Genomic DNA, 19,338 nt, shown 5'->3' on the forward strand with positions numbered 1-19,338 from the left:
GTTACGCGGGTTACACCGGGTGCACCGGCGTTGGCTCGATCTTCCACACCTCGTTGGCGTAGTCGCGGATCGTGCGGTCGGAGGAGAAGCGGCCGGATTCGCAGATGTTGATCCAGCACATGCGCTCCCAGCGCTGCGGGTCGTTGTAGTAGTCGCGCGCCATGCGGTCGCGGGTTTCGCGGTAGGAGGCGTAGTCGCCCAGCACGTAGTAGACGTCTGGGTCGTCGTACCCGAAGCCGTCGAGAAGCGACTGCTTGATGTCGTGGAAAGCACCGGAGCCCTGGTCGTCGAGGGTGCCGTCGGTAAGCGCATCGAGCACCCGCATCAGGCCCGGGGTGTCTTGCGCGACCTGGCGGGGGACATAGGTGCGCTTAAGCTCCGGCAGGTCCTCCTCGAACGCGCCGAAGATGTACGCGTTCTCCTCGCCGACAGAGTCGACGATCTCCACGTTCGCGCCGTCCATGGTGCCGAGTGTGAGCGCGCCGTTCATCATGAACTTCATATTCGAGGTGCCCGAGGCTTCCTTGCCGGCGGTGGAGATCTGCTCGGAGACGTCGGAGGCCGGGATGATGTGCTCGGCGGGGGAGACGTTGTAGTTCTCCACGAACACGACGTGGATGTACTTCGACACCTCGGGGTCGTTGTTGACCAGCTCGCCGATGGTGTTGATGAGTTTGATGATGCCCTTGGCCATGGTGTAGCCCGGGGCCGCCTTCGCGCCGAAGATGAAAGTGCGCTTCGGGATGTCGCGCTCGCCGTCCTCCTTGATGCGGAAGTACAGGTCCAGGATGTAGAGCGCGTTCATGAGCTGGCGCTTGTACTCGTGCAGGCGCTTGATCTGGGTGTCGTAGATCGAGTCCGGGTCGATCTCAACGCCCTGGCGCTCTCGGATCCAGTCGGCGAAGTCGCGCTTGTTCGCGGCCTTGACCTCGCGCAGCTCCCGCATCACATCGGCGTCGTCCGCATAGTGCCGCAGCTGTTGGAGCTTGGACAGGTCGGTGACCCATTCGTCGGAACCAGCCAGGCGGTCGAGCAGCTCGCTCAGGCGAGGGTTGCACATGCGCAGCCAGCGGCGCGGGGTCACACCGTTGGTCTTGTTGTTGAATTTCTCCGGCGCCATGGCGTGCCAGTACTCGAGCGTGTCGCGCTTGAGAATGTCGGTGTGGATCGCAGCCACGCCGTTGATGGAGTACGACGCGTAGCAGGCGATCCACGCCATGTGCACGCGGCCGTCGTGGACCGGGGAGTAGCGGTGCGCCTCCTCCGGGCCAATGCCGCGGGCCTCCATGTCGATGCGGTAGCGGCGGTCGATCTCCTGCACGATCTCCCAAATGCGCCAGAACAGCTGCTTGAAGATGGACTCTTCCCAGGTCTCCAGCGCCTCCTGCAGCACGGTGTGGTTGGTGTAGGCGAAGGTTTTGGTGGTGACCTCCCAGGCGTCTTCCCAGGTCATCCCGTGGTCGTCGAGAAGCAGGCGCATCAGCTCCGGGATCGCCAGCACCGGGTGGGTGTCGTTGAGCTGGATGGAGTTGTACTTGTGGAAGTCCCGCAGGTCCTCGCCGTGGTGCTCGATGTAGTTGTCCACCAGCTCCTGTAGCGATGCGGAGACGAAGAAGTACTGCTGGCGCACGCGCAGCAGCTTGCCGGCGTAGGAAGAGTCGTTGGGGTAGAGCACGCGGGTGATGTCGTGCACCGCCTCGCGCTCCAAAATCGCGTCGGCGAAACGCTGGGAAGAAAACGCGTCGTAGTCGAACTCGTCCATCGGCGAGGCGTCCCACAGGCGGAGCGTGCCCACGTTGTCGGTGCCGTAGCCGGTGATCGGCATGTCGTACGGCACGGCGCGCACCGACATGTCGTCGAACTTCACAAACCGCTGCTGCGTGCCGCGGCGGACGATGAAGGGGTAGAAGGACTCTTTCCAGGCGTCCGGGTGCTCCTTCTGGAAGCCGTCGACGAACTCCTGGCGGAACAGGCCGAAACGGTACAACAGGCCGTAGCCGGTCAGCGGGTAGTCCTGGGTGACAGCGGAGTCGAGGAAGCAGGCTGCGAGGCGGCCCAAACCGCCGTTGCCCAAGGCGGCGTCGTGCTCGGCTTCGAGCACGTCGGACAGTTCGTGGCCCATCTCGCGGGCGAGTTCCTCGGCCTCGTCGACCAGGCCGAGGTTGGTGAGGTTGTTTAACAGGGCGCGGCCCTGCAGGAATTCCGCGGAGAAGTAGGCGGCTTGGCGGTTCGCGGCGTAGGTGGTGCGGGTGGTGTCCCAGTTGTCGGCGATCTTCTCCATCACCGCGGCGGACAGGCCCGTCCAGAACTTTTTGTTCGTCGCCCGCTCCGGAGAGGACCCGGAGAAGCTCTTCACGTGGCCGGCGAGGCTATCCCGCAGCTCGGGGGTGTTTGCGTGGGTATCCAATGATTAACCTTTCTCACCGTTTCGCTTGACAGTCCTGCCCAAGCCTACCGGCGCACGCGGCGTTGCCTCTTACGAGGCAAGGACACTGAGCGCGGCCACCAATCCCGCCTCGGTGGCGGAGCGGATTGTCGGCGCGTAATCGGGCAGGAAGTTCGGCATGTGATTCACCGGCGCCTCGCCGCGTTCCCACGCGTCGGCGGGCGTGCACCCGATCAACCAGAAGAAGTACGGCACGCCGAACGCGGCGGGGATGGCGGGGAAATCCTCCGAGACGGTTTTCGGGTCGGAGGTGACGGATTGGGAGGAAAAGTGGGCGTCGAAAAGCGTCCTGATGCCCTGATAGGTCGCTTCGTCGTTGGTGAGCAGCTCGCCGTGCGCGAAGAACTCAATCGTCGGTTCCGCGTCCACGCCAGACGCGGCGACCTCCGCGCGCACCACGCGCTCAATGGAGGCGTAAACCTTCGCCTTGACTGCGTCGGAGTAGAAGCGGCAGTTCAGCACCAGCTCAGCGGAGCCGGGGATGATGTTGTTGGTGGTTCCCGCGTGCATGGAGGCGACGGTGACTACGGCGAAGTCGGCCGGGTCCACCTCGCGTCCGACGATCGCCTGCAGGCGGGTGATGATCATCGCGGCGGTGAACGTCGGGTCAACCGAGGCGTGCGGCATGGAGCCGTGGGCACTGATGCCCGGGATGGTCACGCGGATGGAGTCGCACGCGGCGAACTGCGGGCCGGGTTTGCTCATCACGTCGCCTGCGCGGCCGGGCATCACGTGCTGGGCGAAGCAGACGTCGGGGCGGGGGATGCGCACCGTTAGCCCGTCCTTGACCATCGCGGCGGCGCCCTCGCCCGTTTCCTCGCCCGGCTGGAACAGGGCGATAAACGTGCCCGACCAGTGGCGGCGCGAACGGTCGAGGACGTCGCACATGCTCAACAGCGCGGTGGTGTGGATGTCGTGGCCGCAGGCGTGCATCGCGCCGTTGGTGGAGGCGAAGTCCGCGTCGGTGTCTTCGACCACCGGCAACCCGTCGAAATCGGCGCGGTGCAGCACGACTGGGCCGTCGCCGTTGGTGAACACAGCGCAAATACCGGTGCGCCCGACGGGGGTGATGATCTGGCAGTCGAAGCGCGCCAGCTCCGACACCAGGCGCTGGTGGGTCTCGGTTTCGCGCATGGACAGCTCTGGGTGCTGGTGCATCCACTCGTAGACCCCGCGCTGCCACTCGGCGTCCACCGGGTAGGCGTTGATGATGTTGGTGATTGTGCCCGCGTTATCCGTCATGAGTTCTCTCCTACCTGGTGTTGGATTGCTGCAGCATGGGGTTGTAGCGCAAGATATTCCGCGCCGACCCGCACTCGGCCGCAATAAGGATGCCGCCGGCGATACGGCGCTCATCGCGCAGCCGGTACAAGTTGGTCACCAGCCGGTCCCTGATGTCGAAGGGGGAAAGCGTGTTGACGTAGATCTTCGTGCCGCCCTCGAAGCCCGCGACAGTGGAGATGCGCCACTTCACGTTCACGCGCCACGGCATCGGCACGTCCAAGTCCACGGGCCGGTAGTGCCACTCCTCGTTGCAAGCTACGTCAGCGCCGGTGGCTGCGTGGAGCGCGTGCAAAAGGTCGGAAAACGCGCGCACTTCCTCCGGCGCCTGCCGCCACGGCTCGCACACGGCAGACTTCGAATACACCGTGGCGGTGGGGTAGCGGTGCCCGATCTCCGCCACCAGCACCGCGTGCTCGTTCTCCGCGATGACCAGGTTGTGGTTCAGCGCGTAGTTGACACCCCACTCGTTGTAGAGGTTCACGTTGCGGCGCAGTTTCTCTATTTCGATCTCCGCCTGCACGCCGCGCTCGTCGATCGCCACAAGTTGCTTGTGCAGGTGGTCGAAGCTTGCGCCCGCGGGCTGGAGCCAGTTCTGGAACACCACCACGTACGGCGAGTACGGGTTCGCCTCCAGCAGGTCGCGCAGCGCGTCGATGGTGAACACGGTGAACGCGTGGTGCTCGTCAGGGGTGAGCGTGCCGGAGCCGGCGAGCTGGGAGTCGTCCGCCGCGCCGTCGACAAAGTGGCGCCTAGCGATGATCACGTCGTGGCCGCCGCCGAAATACGCCGGAACGATCGAGAGCAGCTCCTCCTCGCTGTGGTCCTCGCCCATGCCCGAGGCCTTTAACCGGGTGCGCGCAATGCCCAGCACGTGCTCGCGCCCGGCCGGATCAGCCAGGTAGCGGTCCATGTGCTCGCGCCGGGCCGGCGGCATTTCGTAGCCGTAATTTTGCGCCCAGTAGTCGTAGGAGACGATCTCGAACAGGTTCGGCACCCGGCGGAACTCGGCGCGGGTGGCGTCAAGCTCGCCGGGAAGCAGGTCGCGCACGATTGCCCAGCCGCTTTCGGTCCTCACCATCCGGGATTTTTCCGGCGGGGTGGCTAGAAGCCGGTCTTCGCAGAAGTTGCAGCTATCCGTCTGCGCGCCGGGCCCGAGGGCCTCCGGCTCCTTCGCGCGGTGGGTCAGCGGCCGGTTGCCGCGGCCGGGCACGGTCCACACTTGCGTCCCGGAGAACGGACTGACCTGCTTGATCGTGCCGTCCGCCATGGTGGACAGGGCGTTTCTGGCTGCGTTGACCGGGAAGGGCATGCTTCTCAGACTACCGCGCTAGCCTGTACACCCATGCCAGCGATTATTTTCGACGTCCTCGTTCCTCCCGCCCACGCCCCGCAGATCGGGGCCGCGTTCCAGCGCGCGCTGGACATTCTGGTCGCCCGGGGGAAGCTCACTGCTGGTCAGGTGCGCGAGGAGGGCATTGTGCTTATCGACGCCCCCATATCCTCCCAACTCGCCTCCACCTACGAAGCCGACCGCGGCACTGACCCCGCCGACGACGGCGCCGAGGTTCACCGCTACCGCATTGGGGCAGAGGGCGCTGCCAGCTACAACCAGCTCGCGATGGGGCTCTCACGCATCCTCACGCCGAAGGCGGACCTGCCCGCCGACCCCGCCGCGCTCGAGCAGCAGGACCGCTTCGAGGTGCCGGCGATCTACCCCTGGACGGTCGAGGTGCTGAGGTAGCGAACCGCCGCCTCGCGGCCGGTTTGGCGCAGCTGATCGGGGCTCTGCGAAAGCGGCACCGTGGTGACGGTCGCGCCGGGGTTGAGTGCCGACGCGAGTTCGGCCACCGCGTCGACGCCGGCGCCTGAGGTGATGACAAGGGAGGCATCTGCAAGCGCCGCGGCCAGCCCGCTGGCCTCAGCCACCGCCTGGGCGCCGGGCACGATCCGCACGTGGGAGGCGTCGCCGTGCAGCAGCGTCGAAAGCCAGGTGATGCCGATTGGCACCCCGCCCGCGGCTGCGATGCCGGGGGAGGCGGGGTCGATGCCGGCGACCTCGCAAAGCTTCGAAAGCCCCCTGTCGATGACCTCGAGGTCACCCTCCGGCACGTGCCCGCCGGTCGGGTTGTCAGCGCCGGTGAGCAGCACCCACTCGACGGCGCCGGCGGGAATGTTCACCTTCGCGGTGTCGAGGTCCGCGATCTGCTCGAGCTTCCCGCCGCCCTGCGGCAGCTGGTAGCCGCGCGCGTCGAGCGGGTTCGCGCCGAGGGCGACCAAGATGCCGGCGCCGCCGTCGGCTGTGGCGCAGCCGCCGAGAGCGAGCACGATAGTTTCTGCGCCGCGGGTCTGCGCGTCGGCGATCAGCACGCCGGTGCCGTAAGTGTCGCCGGTGAGTAGCACAGGTTTGTCGGTCTGCGCTGGGGTGCCGGAAGCTGCGGCGACGTCGATGAACGCGGTCTTGCTCGCCGCGTCGAACGTGTACGTCGCCTCCGTCAGGCGCCCCGCAGCGTCCGTGGTGGGCAGGGTGATCCGCTCGCCCTCGAACAGCTCGGAGGTCCCTGCGCCGCCGTCCGCGAGTGGTGCGATCGTGACCTCAGCGTCGCGGATCACTTCGCGCACACCCTCGCCCAGCCATTGCGCCGCACCGCCCGTATTCGCGGCAGCGCTCGCTGGCTGCAGCGCGATCACAACCTTCGGCGAACGCGGCTGGGTAGTTCCGGAATCCATGGGGTGCTCCCTTACGTTTCAGGTCGTGCTTTCCGCACGTTGTCAGTAGGGCACGAGTTTACTGTGGGCATTCCGTCAGATTCCTCCGCCCGGCGGGCATCGGTTGTAAAATCCCCTCCCGTACTACTTTTCGCCCAGATAACTCCGGAAGGATGTTCCATGACTTCTATCGACCAAGAAGTTGCCGGTTACTACGACAGATTGCTGAAGCGCAACGCTGGCGAACCGGAGTTCCACCAGTCTGTTGCCGAGGTGCTCGACTCGCTCAAGATCGTCCTGCAGAAGGACCCCCACTACGCCGACTACGGCCTGATCGAGCGGCTGTGCGAGCCGGAGCGCCAGATTATATTCCGCGTCCCGTGGATGGACGACAACAACCAAATCCGCGTTAACCGCGGCTTCCGCGTGCAGTTCAACTCGGCGCTCGGCCCGTACAAGGGCGGCCTGCGCTTCCACCCGAGCGTGAACCTCGGCGTGATCAAGTTCTTGGGCTTCGAGCAGATTTTCAAGAACTCGCTGACTGGCCTGCCCATCGGCGGCGGTAAGGGCGGCTCCGACTTCGACCCGAAGGGTAAGTCCGACGCTGAGGTCATGCGCTTTTGCCAGTCCTTCATGACGGAGCTGTGGCGCCACATCGGCGAGTACCGCGACGTGCCGGCCGGCGACATCGGCGTCGGCGGCCGCGAGATCGGCTACCTCTTCGGTCAGTACCGCCGCTTGGCCAACCAGCACGAGTCGGGCGTGCTCACCGGGAAGGGCTTGGAGTGGGGCGGTTCGCTCGCCCGCAAGGAAGCCACCGGCTACGGCGCGGTGTACTTCACCTCCGAGATGATGAAGGCCAACGGCGAGTCCATCGACGGCGCAAACGTCATTGTGTCCGGTTCGGGCAACGTGGCGATCTACGCTATCGAGAAGGCACAGGAGCTCGGCGCCACCGTCGTCGGTTTCTCCGACTCCTCAGGCTGGGTGTCCACCCCGAACGGCGTCGACGTGGAGCTTTTGCGCGACGTCAAAGAGAACCGTCGCGAGCGAGTGTCCACCTACGTCGAGGAGGCACAGGGCGCGACTCTGCACACCGACGGCTCTGTGTGGGATCTGCAGGCCGACGTGGCGCTGCCGTGCGCGACCCAGAACGAGCTCAACGCTGAGCACGCCCGCGCCCTGGTAAAAAACGGCGTGAAGTACGTGGCGGAGGGCGCGAACATGCCGTCCACTGCCGACGCCATCGAGGTGTTCCGCGAGTCGAAGACGGCGTTCGGCCCGGGTAAGGCGGCCAACGCCGGCGGTGTGGCCACCTCCGCGCTGGAGATGCAGCAGAACGCCTCGCGAGACTCCTGGTCCTTCGAGTACACCGACGAGCGCCTGCATAAGATCATGACCAACATCTTCAAGGTCACCTCCGAGACCGCGGCCGAGTACGACCGGGAGAACGACTACATCATCGGCGCGAACATCGCCGGCTTCAAGAAGGTTGCGGACGCGATGCTCGCTCAGGGTGTGGTGTAACCCGAAACCCCTGTCCGGGCCGTACGCTTGGGAGCTATGTACCGCGTATTTGAAGCCCTCGATGAACTTGTCCAGACCGTGGAGCAGGCGTACGGCGTGCCCATGACCTCGAACTGCATGGTGCCGCGCAACGACATGCTGGCGCTTCTCGACGACCTGCGCAATGCGATTCCCGAAGAACTCGACGATGCGCAGGACGTACTGGACCAGCAGGACGAGATCCTGCGCGGCGCTCAGGAGCGCGCCGATGTCATGGTGCTTGACGCCGAGGACGAGGCCCGCCGGCTTGTCGACGATGCGCACTCCCAAACCGAGAGCATGCTCTCGGACGCGCAGTCGCAAGCAACGCTTCTGGTCTCCAACGCCGAGAACGACGCTAACGCGACTGTTTCGCGCGCACGCGAGGAAGCTGACGTGACGGTCGGCCGCGCCCGCCAAGAGGCCAACCGCTTGGTCGAATCCGGTAACCAGGAGTACCAGCGCAGCGTCGACGAGGGCTTGGCGCAGCAGGAGCGCCTCATCTCCGAGTCGGAAGTCATGCGCCGCGCGGATGAGGAAGCGCACCGCCTAGTCGAGCAGGCCCACGCCGAGTCCTCGCGCCTGCGTGCGGAGTGCGACGACTACGTGGACGCGAAGCTGGCGGAGTTTGAGGAGTCGCTCTCCTCGGTGCTGCGTACCGTGTCCTCGGATCGCGCCGCACTTCGTCGCGGCGCCGGTGCCTCCGGTGTGCAGCGCACCGAGAGCGAGCGCTACGTGCCGCGCGAGCGCACCCGCCGTCCCCGCACCAACCAGCCTGCGGACGGTTACTCCGAGGAGTACTAACCTCGGGCGTCTGGCTGTATTGTCAGAGGCGCTATGTCTGACAATCCTTTCATCATTGATGTCGCCGACGCGCTAGACGGCGACGGCCTGCCAATCACCGTGACGCAGACGGGCCCGTCTCCGTCGAGGATCGGCCCAGAAATGATTGCAATCCCAGCCGGCAACGAGGTTGAGGTCGAGGCGACCATCGTCCCGCTCGGCAACGGCGTGATGGTGGACGCCACCGCCCGCGCTGAGCTGCTGGGCAACTGCGTGCGCTGCCTTAAAGAGCTGCGGCCTGTTGAAACCATCCGTATCCAGCAGGTGTTCGCCACCTCTGACAGCTTCATTTCCGGCGACGCGGAAGCGGAGGAGGACAAGGGTTCCGGCGATGAGATTATGTACGTCGTTGACGACAAGGTCGATCTCGAGCAGGCGTTTGTCGACGAGGCGGGCTTGACCTGGCCGTTCAACCCGACCTGTCAGCCCGAGTGCGAGGGCGATACCGATGTGCCGTACCACGAGCGCGTGACAAGCGAGGACGAGGAGCGCGTTGACCCCCGCTGGGCCGGCCTGGAGAAGTTTCTGTGACGCGGTCGCGAAAGAAGAAGATCAGCGACGAGGACGCGTGGCTGAAAGCCTTTGATGCCGTCGACCACGCCCCGCTGCTGGAGAACCTGGGTGCGCAGGTTTCTCCCGAGATGCTGAAGCTCGCGCTGACGCACCGCTCTTTTGCCAACGAGCACAATCACCTGCCGAACAACGAGCGCCTCGAGTTCGTTGGCGACGCGGTGCTGGGGCTGTCGGTGGCAACCAAGCTGTTCGAGCTCTACCCATCGCGGCCTGAATCGGAGCTGTCGCCCATGCGCGCGTCCATCGTGTCGCGCTACGGGCTGGCGGACATCGCGCGCGAGATCGGCCTCGGCGACCACGTGCTGATCGGCCGCGGCGAGGAGCTCACCGGCGGCCGCGAAAAGGAGTCGATCCTCGCAGACACGACCGAGGCGCTCTTCGGTGCAATCTACCTCGAGCACGGTTTCGAGGCGGCCAGCGACGTCGTGCTGCGGCTGTTCGACGAGAAACTACGAACCGCCACCGCCTCGACGAAGCACCAGGACTGGAAGACCGCGCTGCAAGTTCGCCTCGCCGAACTCAAGCTGCCGGTCGCCGAGTACCTGTCGGAGGTTGCCGGCCCGGAGCACGACCAGACGTTTACGGCGCAGGTGCTTGTGGACGGCGCCGTGCGCGGCACCGGAAACGGCCCGAACAAGAAGCTTGCCGAGCAGGAAGCCGCCCACCAGGCGGTGCTGTACCTGCGAGATCACGCGCTCGATGCCTGAACTGCCCGAAGTTGAGGTCGTGCGCCGCGGCCTTGACTGTCACATCGTGGGGCGCGCGTTTGAGCACGTCGAGGTTCTCCACCCGCGTGCGGTTCGCGGAAACACGGTCGACTTAGAAAAGGCGCTGCCCGGCAGGGTCGTAACGGCCACAGGACGGCGCGGCAAGTACATGTGGCTCGTGCTTGACGGGGTCGACGCGTTGCTTGTCCACTTGCGTATGAGCGGACAGATGCTCGTTACCGAACCGGGCGGCGCGAAAAGCCCGCACTTGCGCATCCGCGCGAGCATGAGCGCCCGCGGGGGAGAGCCGGCCGTTGATCTCAACTTCGTGGATCAACGCACCTTCGGGTTCTGGCAGCTTGCCGAGTTTGTTGACGACGCCGGCACGCTCGTGCCGCTGCCCGCGGCGCACGTTGCGCCAGATCCGTTCGAGGAGGCGTTCAGTGTGCGCGATACCGCCCGCGCCATGCGGCAGAAGCGCTCGCCCTTGAAATCTGTGTTGCTGAACCAAGAGGTGGTCTCGGGTATCGGCTCCATTTACGCCGACGAGGCGATGTGGTCGACGCGACTGAAGCCGTGGCGCACTGCACGCACGATGCGCCAGCGCGACGCCGAAGCGGTGCTCAAAGCCTCGCAAGAGGTGATGGCACGTTCGCTGGAGCAGGGCGGGACGAGCTTCGACGCGCTGTACGTCAACGTCAACGGGTCGTCCGGGTACTTCTCCCGGTCACTTAACGCCTACGGGCAGGCGGGCGTGCCGTGCGCGCGGTGCGGCACCCCCATCGAGCGCATAGTCGTCGGCCAACGCTCCAGCTATTTCTGCCCGACTTGCCAGATTTTATAAATCAACGGTTAAGATTCCCGCCATGGATGCAGCCCTCAATTTCGTAGACGGCACCCTGAACGGGGTCATTTGGAAAGCCGTCCCTTGGTTCCTTGTGGGCGCGGGTATTTACTTCGGCCTGCGCACGTTCTTCGTCCAAGTTCGCATGCTGCCGGACATGTTCAAGGCTGTCACCGAGACGCCGAAGGGCAAAGACGCTGAGGGGCGCGACCTCGACGAGGAGTACGGGGGCATCTCTGCTTTTAAGGCGTTCACCATCTCCGCCGCGTCGCGAGTGGGCACCGGCAACATCGCCGGCGTGGCACTGGCGATTTCGATCGGCGGCCCGGGCGCGGTCTTCTGGATGTGGATGCTGGCGCTGATCGGTGGCGCGACCTCGTTTATTGAGTCCACGCTCGCACAGCTGTGGAAGACCAAGGACGCCGAGGGCAACTACCACGGTGGCCCGGCGTACTACATGACCCGCGGACTGGGCTGGCGCCCGCTGGCCGTGCTGTTCTCGCTCTTCCTCGCGATCACGTACGGCTTCATCTACAACGCGATCCAGACCAACTCCATCGTGGAGGCGGTCAGCGGCTCGCTGGACAACGACTCGGTGACGGTGAAGGCGATCGTCGCAGCCGTTATCGCCGTGCTCACCGGCCTCATCATCTTTGGTGGTGTGACCCGCATTGCGAAGTGGACCCAAATCATCGTGCCGTTCATGGCGGGCGCCTACATCGTGCTGGGCGTGTGGGTGCTCATCGTCAACGCGAGTGAGATCCCTGGCATGGTCTCCATGATCGTTGAGCACGCTCTCGGCATTCGCCAGATCGCCGGCGCCGCCGTCGGCGCCGCGTTCATGCAGGGCATGCGCCGCGGCCTGTTCTCCAACGAGGCCGGTATGGGTTCCGCCCCGAATGCGGCTGCGACCGCGACCGTGTCCCACCCGGTCAAGCAGGGCTTGGTGCAGACTCTTGGCGTGTACTTCGACACTCTCGTAGTCTGTTCCATCACCGCGTTCGTCGTGCTGCTCGGTCCGGCCGTGAACTACGGCACCGACGACATCCAGGGCGCAGCGCTGACCCAGGCGGCGCTGGCTGACTCCATCGGCGCGTGGGCCGCGCACGCGATCACGTTCATCCTGTTCTTCCTCGCGTTCAGCTCCGTGATCGGCAACTACTACCTTGCCCAGGCAAACCTGGAGTACCTCACGGATTCCAAGACCGCGATGACGGTCTTCCGCGTCGCCGTGATCGGCTTCGTCATCTTCGGCGCGTTCGGCTCCGTTCCGCTGGTGTGGGCACTCGGCGACACCATGGCGGGTCTCCTCGCGATCTTCAACATCATCGCGATCATTCCGCTGGGCGGCGTTGCCATCAAGCTGCTGAAGAATTACAACGACCAGCGGCGCCAGGGCATGGACCCGGTGTTCCACCGCGACATGCTGCCGGAGCTGAAGAACGTGGAGTTCTGGGACGGTTCGGACCCGGTCACGAGGCGAAGTGTGGAGGACCGCATCACTGCCCGCAAGGCTCGCCAGGAGGGGGAGCTCTAAGATGGCCGAGGATAAGACCCGAATGCTCGCCCACGTGCACGGCCACGTGCAGGGAGTGGGTTTCCGCTGGTGGACACGCTCGCGCGCGCTCGAGCTGTCGCTTGCTGGTTACGCAAAGAATCTTGACGACGGCCGCGTGGAGGTCGCAGCCGAGGGGGATAAGGAGGGCGTCGACAAGCTGAAAGCCCTGCTGGAAGAGCAACCCTCCACGGCGAACCGCCCGGGGCGCGTGGACCGCGTGCAGGTGCAGTACACCGACCCGAAGGGTGCAGAAGGTTTCGAGGAGCGATAGGTGGATCCGCAGCGTTTCAAGGACGCGATGAGCCAGCTCGCTGCGGCCGTCTCGATCGTGACCACCGGCGGTGAGGACGATCCGCACGGCACGACGGTGAGTGCGTTTATGTCGCTCTCGCTTGAGCCGCCGATGGTGCTAGTTTCGCTCGACCAGCGCTCGTCGCTGCTGGCTGAGCTTCATGTGGGGTCGTCGATCGGCATCAACGTGCTGTCCACGCAGCAGGGCACGCTAGCGCGCCGCTTCGCGGACAAGAGCGTCGACCGCTTTGCCGGGGTGGAGTGGGAGATGGCCGACGGCGCGCCGAAGTTGCCGTGCAACCACACGTGGGTTGCCGGCACCGTTTCGCGGCTGATCGAGGGCGGCGACCACGTGCTGGTGCTCATCGACGTCACAAGCGCCGAGGTGAACTCCAACCAGCCGCTTTTGTACTGGCAGCGCGAGTTTGGCACCCACGGCACGATCGAGCCGGGCGAGGTGCGCGCGCAAGCGGTGGATTCGACGCGTCCGTAGAGTTTCGGCGGGGGCTACGGGCGAACGTCGACGTCGAGGCGAGCTCCGGTTGCTCGAGCGTAGCGCTGCAGGGTGGACAATTGCGGGTCCGTGTCCCCGCGCTCGAGATCCGAGATCGCGGACTGCGTGGTACCCATCGCCTCGGCCACGTCCTTCTGAGTAAGCCCGGCAGCTCTCCTCGCTGCTCGCAGCGCATCGGCGAGCGCGAGACGCGCTTCAGCGTCCGACGCGGCGTCTCGAATATCAGGGTCTTTCACAAGCTCGTCAAAGTCGAGCACGACGGAATTTGTTTCGCGGTGGCGTGTCATACCGCTGCCCTCCTTATCGGTTCGGGCCGATAATAATGTACGCGCACATCGATGGGGTGCGAGCCGCGCTGTAACATCAAGTGAATGCACCTGAAATCGCTGACCCTGAAGGGCTTCAAGTCTTTCGCGTCGGCGACCACGATGAAGTTCGAGCCTGGTATCTGCGCGGTTGTGGGGCCGAACGGCTCGGGCAAGTCGAACGTGGTGGATGCGCTCGCGTGGGTGATGGGGGAGCAGGGCGCGAAGAACCTGCGAGGCGGGAAGATGGAGGACGTCATCTTCGCCGGTGCGGGCGACCGCAAGCCGCTGGGCCGCGCGGAAGTCACACTCACGTTCGACAACTCGGACAAGCACCTGCCGATCGAGTACACCGAGGTGGCGATCACACGCCGCATGTTCCGCGACGGCGCCTCCGAGTACGAGATCAACGGCGCCAAGGCCCGCCTCATGGATATCCAGGAGCTGCTGTCGGATTCAGGCATCGGCCGCGAGATGCACATCATCGTTGGCCAAGGCAAGCTCGCCGAGATCTTGGAATCCCGCCCGGAGGAGCGCCGCGCGTTTATCGAAGAAGCCGCCGGCGTGCTGAAGCATCGGCGTCGTAAAGAAAAAGCCCAGCGCAAGCTGACGGGCATGCAGGCAAACCTCGACCGCCTCACCGACCTCACCGAAGAGCTGGGCAAACAGCTCAAACCCCTCGCCCGCCAAGCCGAGGCAGCCAAGCGCGCCGCCACGGTCCAGTCCACCCTGCGCGACGCCAGGCTGCGCATCGCAGGGCACCAGGTGGTTCAGCTTCGGAGCTTGCTTGCCGACGCCGCCACATCCTCCTCAACCCTCACCCTCAAAGCCGACGAAGCCTCCGCAGCCGTGGAAGAGGCAACCGCGGTCCAGGAGGCGATCGAGGCCGAGCAGTCCGAGATCCAGCCGGCCGTGGAGGAGGCACAGCAGCGCTGGTTTGGCCTCTCTACGCTGGCTGAGCGCGCCAGCGCCACCGGCCGCATCGCTACCGAGCGCGCCAGGGGCGCAGGCACCGAGGTGCCCTATGCCGGCCAGGATCCCGACGAGCTCGAAGCCCGCGCCGCCGCCGCGGAGATGCGCCACGCGGAGGCCCTTGAGGCTGCGGAGGAAGCCGCGGAGCGCCTCGAGGAGGCACGCGAGCAGGTCGCCGAGGCGCAAGCCGAGTTCGACGAGGCGGAGCGCGAGCACATGGCCACCATTCGGGCGATCGCGGACCGCCGGGAAGGCGTGGTGCGCCTCCTCGCCCAGGAGGAATCGCTGAAGCAGGCGGTGCGCACGGCCGAGGAAGAGGTCGCCCGCCTGATGGAGACTCACGAGGAGTCCCGCGCCCGCTCTCTCAGCGCCCGCCGCGAGGCAGAAGAGGTTGCGGCGCGGTTAGCTGAGATCGAGTCGCAGCGCGGCCCGCTCGACGAGGCGTTCGTCCGCGCCAACACCGAATCGCAGGCGGCTGAGCAGCGCCTCGCGCAGCTGCGCGCTCAGCAGCGCGAGCACGAGCGCATGGTGTTCACGCTCGAGTCGCGCATCGCGACGCTTACTGAGCAAGCGCCGAAGTCGCCCGCAACCGAGGTGCTTGAAACCCGCACCTCCGGGTTTAGCGCGCTCGCCGAGAAGATGACCGTCGAACCCGGCGTGGATACCGCCATGGCCGCGGCGCTGGGGCCGCACGCTGAGGCGCTCGTGGTCGATTTGGGCACAGGCCTGAGTGCTGGTGCCGAAGTCGCCGGCGCGCTCGCCGACACGCAGCGCACCGTCCTTGTCAATGGCGTCTCCGCCGCCGCGTCCTCGGCGTGGCGCCTTGAGACGGACGCCGCCGTCGACTGGCTGCTCGACCACGTCTCGCTTGCCGAGGACATCAGCGGGCCGGTCACGCGACTCCTCGCCGACGTTGCGCTCGCCGACGACGTCGCCCACGCCGCCCGCATCGTTTCGGAAGACCCGCGCCTGCGCGCCGTGACCCGAGAGGGTGTGGTGGTCGGCGACGGCTGGCTCGCCGCCGGCTCCGGTCAGGCGACGGCGGTGGAGGTCGCGGCGCAGGTCGACGCGGCGCGCGAAGAGCTGGAGATCGCCGCTGCCCAGCTCGAAGAACTCGCGGGCACGCTCGAGGGCGCGACGCTTGCTGCCGAGGAGGCCCGCGTCGCCGAAGCTTCCGCGAAAGCTGCGCTGAAGGAGCACGACGCACTCGCCGAGTCGTGGCGCCGCGACCACGCCCGCCTGATCAAGCAAGCTGATTCCAGCAAGGCCGAGCACGAGCGCGCCTCCAAGCGCGTGGTGGAGGCCCAGGAGCGCGAGGCACGGCGCCGCAGCGAGTGGGACGAGGCCCGTGAGCGCGTCGCCCGAGTCGAGGACGCCCCCGGCGAGCGGGAGCCGTCCACCGCCGACCGTGACCGCGCGCAGGCTAATCTCTCCCAAGTCAAGGCTGTCGAGATCGAGGCGACGATGGCTGCGCGCGTTGCGCAGCAGGCTGCGGATCAGACTGCGGGTAGGGGAGAGGTGCTGCGTCGACAAGCTGCGCACGAGCGCGAAGCCAAGGCACGGCACGACAAAGCGCAGGCCCGCAGGCGTGCCGAGGCGCAGTTGGCTCAGGCGGTGGTCGAGCTGTCGCTGGAGCTTTCGGCGCGTATCGACGCCGCGTTATCTTCCGCGACCGCCCAGCGCGACGAACTGAACGTCCGAGCTAACGCGCTTCGCTCTCGCCACCAGGAAGCCCGCAGCGCGCTTACCGCAGCCCGCCAGCACGCGGCGCGAGCTAGCGAGGCCGCTCACGCAGCTGACATCGCCCGCTCGCAGGCGCAGGTGCGTGTGGACGAAGCAGAGGCCAAGGTGGTCGAATCCCTCGGCATCGCGGTCAGCGACTTGGTGGCGGGCTACACCCCGGATGCCGAGTTCGACATTGACGCCGAGCAGGCGCGCTTGAAGCAGGCCGAGAAGGACCTGCGCGCCTTGGGCAAGGTCAACCCGCTCGCGCTCGAGGAGTACAAGGCTCTGGAGGAGCGTTATTCGTTCCTCTCCACCCAGCTCGCGGACGTGATCCAGGCGCGCGAGGACCTCACAGGCGTGATCAACGACGTGGATGCGCAGATCCTCCAGCTGTTCACCGACGCGTGGCGCGACGTGGAGCAGGAGTTCCCTAACGTCTTCGCCACCCTCTTCCCGGGTGGCGAGGCCCGCCTCATCCTCACCGAACCCGAGGACATGCTCACCACGGGTATCGAGATCGAGGCCCGCCCGCCCGGCAAGAAAGTCAAGCGCCTCTCTCTTTTGTCCGGCGGCGAGAAATCGCTCACCGCGCTGGCGTTCCTCGTGGCCATCTTCCGCGCCCGCCCCAGCCCGTTCTACGTGCTTGATGAGGTGGAGGCAGCGCTTGACGACGTCAACCTCCGCCGCCTCATCGCCCTCCTCGAAGAGCTTCGCGAGGACTCCCAGCTCATCGTGATCACCCACCAGAAACCGACGATGGACGTAGCGAACGTCCTCTACGGCGTGACCATGCGCGGCGACGGCGTCACCCGTGTCATCTCCCAGCGGATGAGTCCCGCTCCCAAGAAGCCGGCGTAGTATCATCCAAAAGTTGTAGAAAGGATGGCTATGTCTGTTTCACGTGTGCTCAGTACCTGCGGCGTCCTCGCTGTTGCATTGCTGGCTGGGGGTTGCGCAAGCTCCGGCGACCTCGACGGCGTCTACACCAAGGTTGAATCCGCTGGGACGGTGGAATCTGGTTCCATCACCAGCACCTTGACCATCAGCGGCGACGACTGCTCGATCCACGACAAGGCCGAGCCCGGTCACGTCGAGCGCGACCAAACCTGCTCCGTTGAAGGGGGAGATTTGATCTTCACTGAAGGGGATAGCCAGGCTGCGGTGCCGTTTGCTCGTACTGCTGACGGCGACGTGCGTATCGGTGTGGGCGACGGGGAACTCTACCGCAAGACTGGCGAGGCCTAGATAGCACCGCGTCCCCCAAGTGTTGTCAGCCGATCGCGGCGGCGGCTGGCACTATGGGTGTCATGACTAACACGACAATTCTTTGGATCGTTATCGCGATCGTGGTGCTCGTGCTGATCATCGCCGGCATCATCGTTGCCGGTAATCAGCGGAAAAAGTCGAAGACCGTTTCGTTTGAAAAACCGGCAGAGGTGGAGCAGCCCAAGCAGCTGACTCGCGAGGAAAAGTCGGGCAACTACCAAGCCAAGGGCGGCTTCAACTTCGCGCAGGCCGACGCCGCGCCGAAGCAGCCGGAGCCGGTGCGTCGTCAAGCGCCTAGCGCTCCCGCCGCGCCGGAGGCGCTCGACACGTCGAAGCCTGTTCTCGACCCGGATCTGCAGAAGCAGATCGACGACTCGCTGAACGAGCCGGCGCCGGCCGAGCCGGAGCAGACGGCCGCGGACGCGGTTGAAGAGGTACAGGCCGCGGTTGAGCAGGAAGAGCCGAAGCCGTTCCCAACTGAGGAGACGGTTGAGCGGGTGGAGGAGCCCGTCGTCAAGCAGGAGCCCACGCCGGAACCGGAACCGGTGGTCGAGCCGGTTGAGGAGCCCGTCGTTAAGCAGGAGCCCCCGCGTGAGCCGGTGGTTGAGCCGGAGGTTGTAAAGACCGAGGAGACCGCCCGTGAGGAAGCCGAGGAGGCTGCGGCGGCCGCGGCGGAAGCTGTTGAGGCCGCCGACGAAGCGGTGAAGGAAGGGTCGCCGGTATCGGACGACGCGGTTGTTGTGGACGCGCCGGAGACGGCGGCAGTTGCGGCCGAGATTGATGAGATCGCGCCGGCGGCCGGGCGAATTGGCAAGCTGCGTGGGCGACTGTCTCGTTCGCAGAACGCGATTGGTCAGGGCCTGCTGGGCATCCTCACCGCCGGGGACCTCGATGAAGATGCTTGGGAGGAGATCGAGGACACGCTGATCATGGCGGACCTCGGCGCTGACTTGACCATGAAGGTTGTGGACAACCTCCGCGAGAAGATCGCTGAGCGCGGCGTCTCCTCGGAGGAGGAAGCGCGCGCGATGCTGCGTGAAACTCTCATCGAGGCAGGCCGCCCCGACATGGACCGCTCGATCAAGGCGATGCCGAACGACGGCAAGCCCGCCGTCATCTTGGTCGTCGGCGTGAACGGTACCGGCAAGACAACCACCACCGGCAAGCTCGCGCGTGTGCTGGTGTCTATGGGGCACACAGTGGTCCTCGGTGCCGCCGACACCTTCCGCGCAGCGGCCGCCGACCAGCTGGAGACCTGGGGCCGCCGCGTCGGCGCCTCCACTGTCCGCGGTAAGGAGGGCGCGGATCCCGCCTCGGTCGCGTTCGACGCCGTCGCAACCGGTGTCGATCAGGGCGCTGATGTTGTGGTGGTTGATACCGCCGGCCGCCTCCACACCTCGACCGGCCTGATGGATCAGCTGGGCAAGGTCAAGCGCGTCGTGGAGAAGAAGAGCCACGTTGACGAGGTGCTGCTGGTTCTCGACGCCACCGTCGGCCAGAACGGCATTACCCAGGCGCGCGTGTTCAAGGACGTCGTCGAAATTACCGGTGTCGTGCTGACGAAGCTGGACGGCACCGCCAAGGGTGGCATCGTCTTCCAGGTCCAAGAAGAGCTCGGCGTGCCGGTCAAGCTCGTAGGCCTCGGTGAGGGTGCCGACGACCTCGCGCCGTTCGAGGTGGAAAGCTTCGTCGACGCGTTGCTGGGGTAGCTCGCAGTTTCGTAAGGGGGGGACGCGCCGCGGGGGCGGCGCATTGGGGG

17 protein-coding genes are annotated in these 19,338 nt (G+C 65.8%); 12 read left to right on the top strand and 5 right to left on the bottom strand.

Features of this window, described 5'->3' with window-relative positions; all coding sequences use genetic code 11:
• Window positions 1–10 precede the first annotated feature (10 nt).
• From V6D40_RS10455 to V6D40_RS10465, 3 genes are all read right to left on the bottom strand, one after another.
• Window positions 11–2,407, bottom strand: coding sequence for a glycogen/starch/alpha-glucan phosphorylase (locus V6D40_RS10455; RefSeq protein WP_334290306.1), 2,397 nt, complete (start codon window positions 2,405–2,407; stop codon window positions 11–13).
• A 69-nt stretch (window positions 2,408–2,476) separates the two neighbouring features.
• Window positions 2,477–3,688: an amidohydrolase gene (locus tag V6D40_RS10460; RefSeq protein WP_334290307.1), complete on the bottom strand. Its 1,212-nt coding sequence runs from the start codon at window positions 3,686–3,688 to the stop codon at window positions 2,477–2,479.
• A gap of 10 nt (window positions 3,689–3,698) precedes the next feature.
• Window positions 3,699–5,039: a DUF4921 family protein gene (locus V6D40_RS10465; protein WP_334290308.1), complete on the bottom strand. Its 1,341-nt coding sequence runs from the start codon at window positions 5,037–5,039 to the stop codon at window positions 3,699–3,701.
• A 33-nt stretch (window positions 5,040–5,072) separates the two neighbouring features.
• Between V6D40_RS10465 and V6D40_RS10470 the strand changes: the two genes are divergently transcribed.
• Window positions 5,073–5,471, top strand: coding sequence for a hypothetical protein (locus V6D40_RS10470; RefSeq protein WP_334290309.1), 399 nt, complete (start codon window positions 5,073–5,075; stop codon window positions 5,469–5,471).
• Here the strand turns inward: V6D40_RS10470 and V6D40_RS10475 are convergent.
• Window positions 5,441–6,457 (bottom strand): glycerate kinase, encoded by a 1,017-nt coding sequence (locus tag V6D40_RS10475; protein WP_334290310.1) that lies wholly within the window; start codon window positions 6,455–6,457, stop codon window positions 5,441–5,443. The two genes, V6D40_RS10470 and V6D40_RS10475, sit on opposite strands and share 31 nt — an antisense overlap.
• Window positions 6,458–6,616: 159 nt before the next feature.
• Between V6D40_RS10475 and gdhA the strand changes: the two genes are divergently transcribed.
• Genes gdhA through V6D40_RS10515 form a run of 8 tightly spaced genes read left to right on the top strand, consistent with a single transcriptional unit; the run spans window position 6,617 to window position 13,290 of the window.
• Window positions 6,617–7,963, top strand: coding sequence for an NADP-specific glutamate dehydrogenase (gdhA, locus tag V6D40_RS10480; protein WP_334290311.1), 1,347 nt, complete (start codon window positions 6,617–6,619; stop codon window positions 7,961–7,963).
• 36 nt (window positions 7,964–7,999) lie between these two features.
• A complete protein-coding gene (locus V6D40_RS10485; RefSeq protein ID WP_334290312.1) occupies window positions 8,000–8,785 on the top strand; it encodes a DivIVA domain-containing protein in 786 nt (261 codons plus the stop codon).
• 33 nt (window positions 8,786–8,818) lie between these two features.
• The gene (locus tag V6D40_RS10490; RefSeq protein ID WP_334290313.1) at window positions 8,819–9,355 is read left to right on the top strand and encodes a YceD family protein; all 537 of its coding nucleotides are present in this window, start codon (window positions 8,819–8,821) and stop codon (window positions 9,353–9,355) included.
• A complete protein-coding gene (gene rnc, locus V6D40_RS10495) occupies window positions 9,352–10,104 on the top strand; it encodes a ribonuclease III (RefSeq protein ID WP_334290314.1) in 753 nt (250 codons plus the stop codon). Before V6D40_RS10490 ends, rnc begins: the two co-directional genes overlap by 4 nt.
• Window positions 10,097–10,948: a bifunctional DNA-formamidopyrimidine glycosylase/DNA-(apurinic or apyrimidinic site) lyase gene (gene mutM / locus V6D40_RS10500; RefSeq protein WP_334290315.1), complete on the top strand. Its 852-nt coding sequence runs from the start codon at window positions 10,097–10,099 to the stop codon at window positions 10,946–10,948. Before rnc ends, mutM begins: the two co-directional genes overlap by 8 nt.
• 22 nt (window positions 10,949–10,970) lie before the next feature.
• Window positions 10,971–12,485: an alanine/glycine:cation symporter family protein gene (locus V6D40_RS10505; protein ID WP_334290316.1), complete on the top strand. Its 1,515-nt coding sequence runs from the start codon at window positions 10,971–10,973 to the stop codon at window positions 12,483–12,485.
• A gap of 1 nt (window position 12,486) precedes the next feature.
• Window positions 12,487–12,777: an acylphosphatase gene (locus V6D40_RS10510; RefSeq protein ID WP_334290317.1), complete on the top strand. Its 291-nt coding sequence runs from the start codon at window positions 12,487–12,489 to the stop codon at window positions 12,775–12,777.
• A complete protein-coding gene (locus V6D40_RS10515; protein ID WP_334290318.1) occupies window positions 12,778–13,290 on the top strand; it encodes a flavin reductase family protein in 513 nt (170 codons plus the stop codon).
• A gap of 14 nt (window positions 13,291–13,304) precedes the next feature.
• On the opposite strand, the gene V6D40_RS10520 is transcribed toward V6D40_RS10515, so the two are convergent.
• Window positions 13,305–13,598: a helix-turn-helix domain-containing protein gene (locus V6D40_RS10520; RefSeq protein WP_334290319.1), complete on the bottom strand. Its 294-nt coding sequence runs from the start codon at window positions 13,596–13,598 to the stop codon at window positions 13,305–13,307.
• An 84-nt stretch (window positions 13,599–13,682) separates the two neighbouring features.
• Between V6D40_RS10520 and smc the strand changes: the two genes are divergently transcribed.
• Genes smc through ftsY form a run of 3 tightly spaced genes read left to right on the top strand, consistent with a single transcriptional unit; the run spans window position 13,683 to window position 19,288 of the window.
• Window positions 13,683–17,171, top strand: coding sequence for a chromosome segregation protein SMC (smc, locus tag V6D40_RS10525; protein ID WP_334290320.1), 3,489 nt, complete (start codon window positions 13,683–13,685; stop codon window positions 17,169–17,171).
• Window positions 17,172–17,201: 30 nt separating this feature from the next.
• Window positions 17,202–17,558: a hypothetical protein gene (locus V6D40_RS10530; RefSeq protein ID WP_334290321.1), complete on the top strand. Its 357-nt coding sequence runs from the start codon at window positions 17,202–17,204 to the stop codon at window positions 17,556–17,558.
• 53 nt (window positions 17,559–17,611) lie between these two features.
• Window positions 17,612–19,288, top strand: coding sequence for a signal recognition particle-docking protein FtsY (ftsY, locus tag V6D40_RS10535; protein ID WP_334290322.1), 1,677 nt, complete (start codon window positions 17,612–17,614; stop codon window positions 19,286–19,288).
• Window positions 19,289–19,338 lie beyond the last annotated feature (50 nt).

The organism is Corynebacterium sp. Marseille-Q4381, assembly GCF_036881695.1.
Lineage (GTDB): Bacteria > Actinomycetota > Actinomycetes > Mycobacteriales > Mycobacteriaceae > Corynebacterium.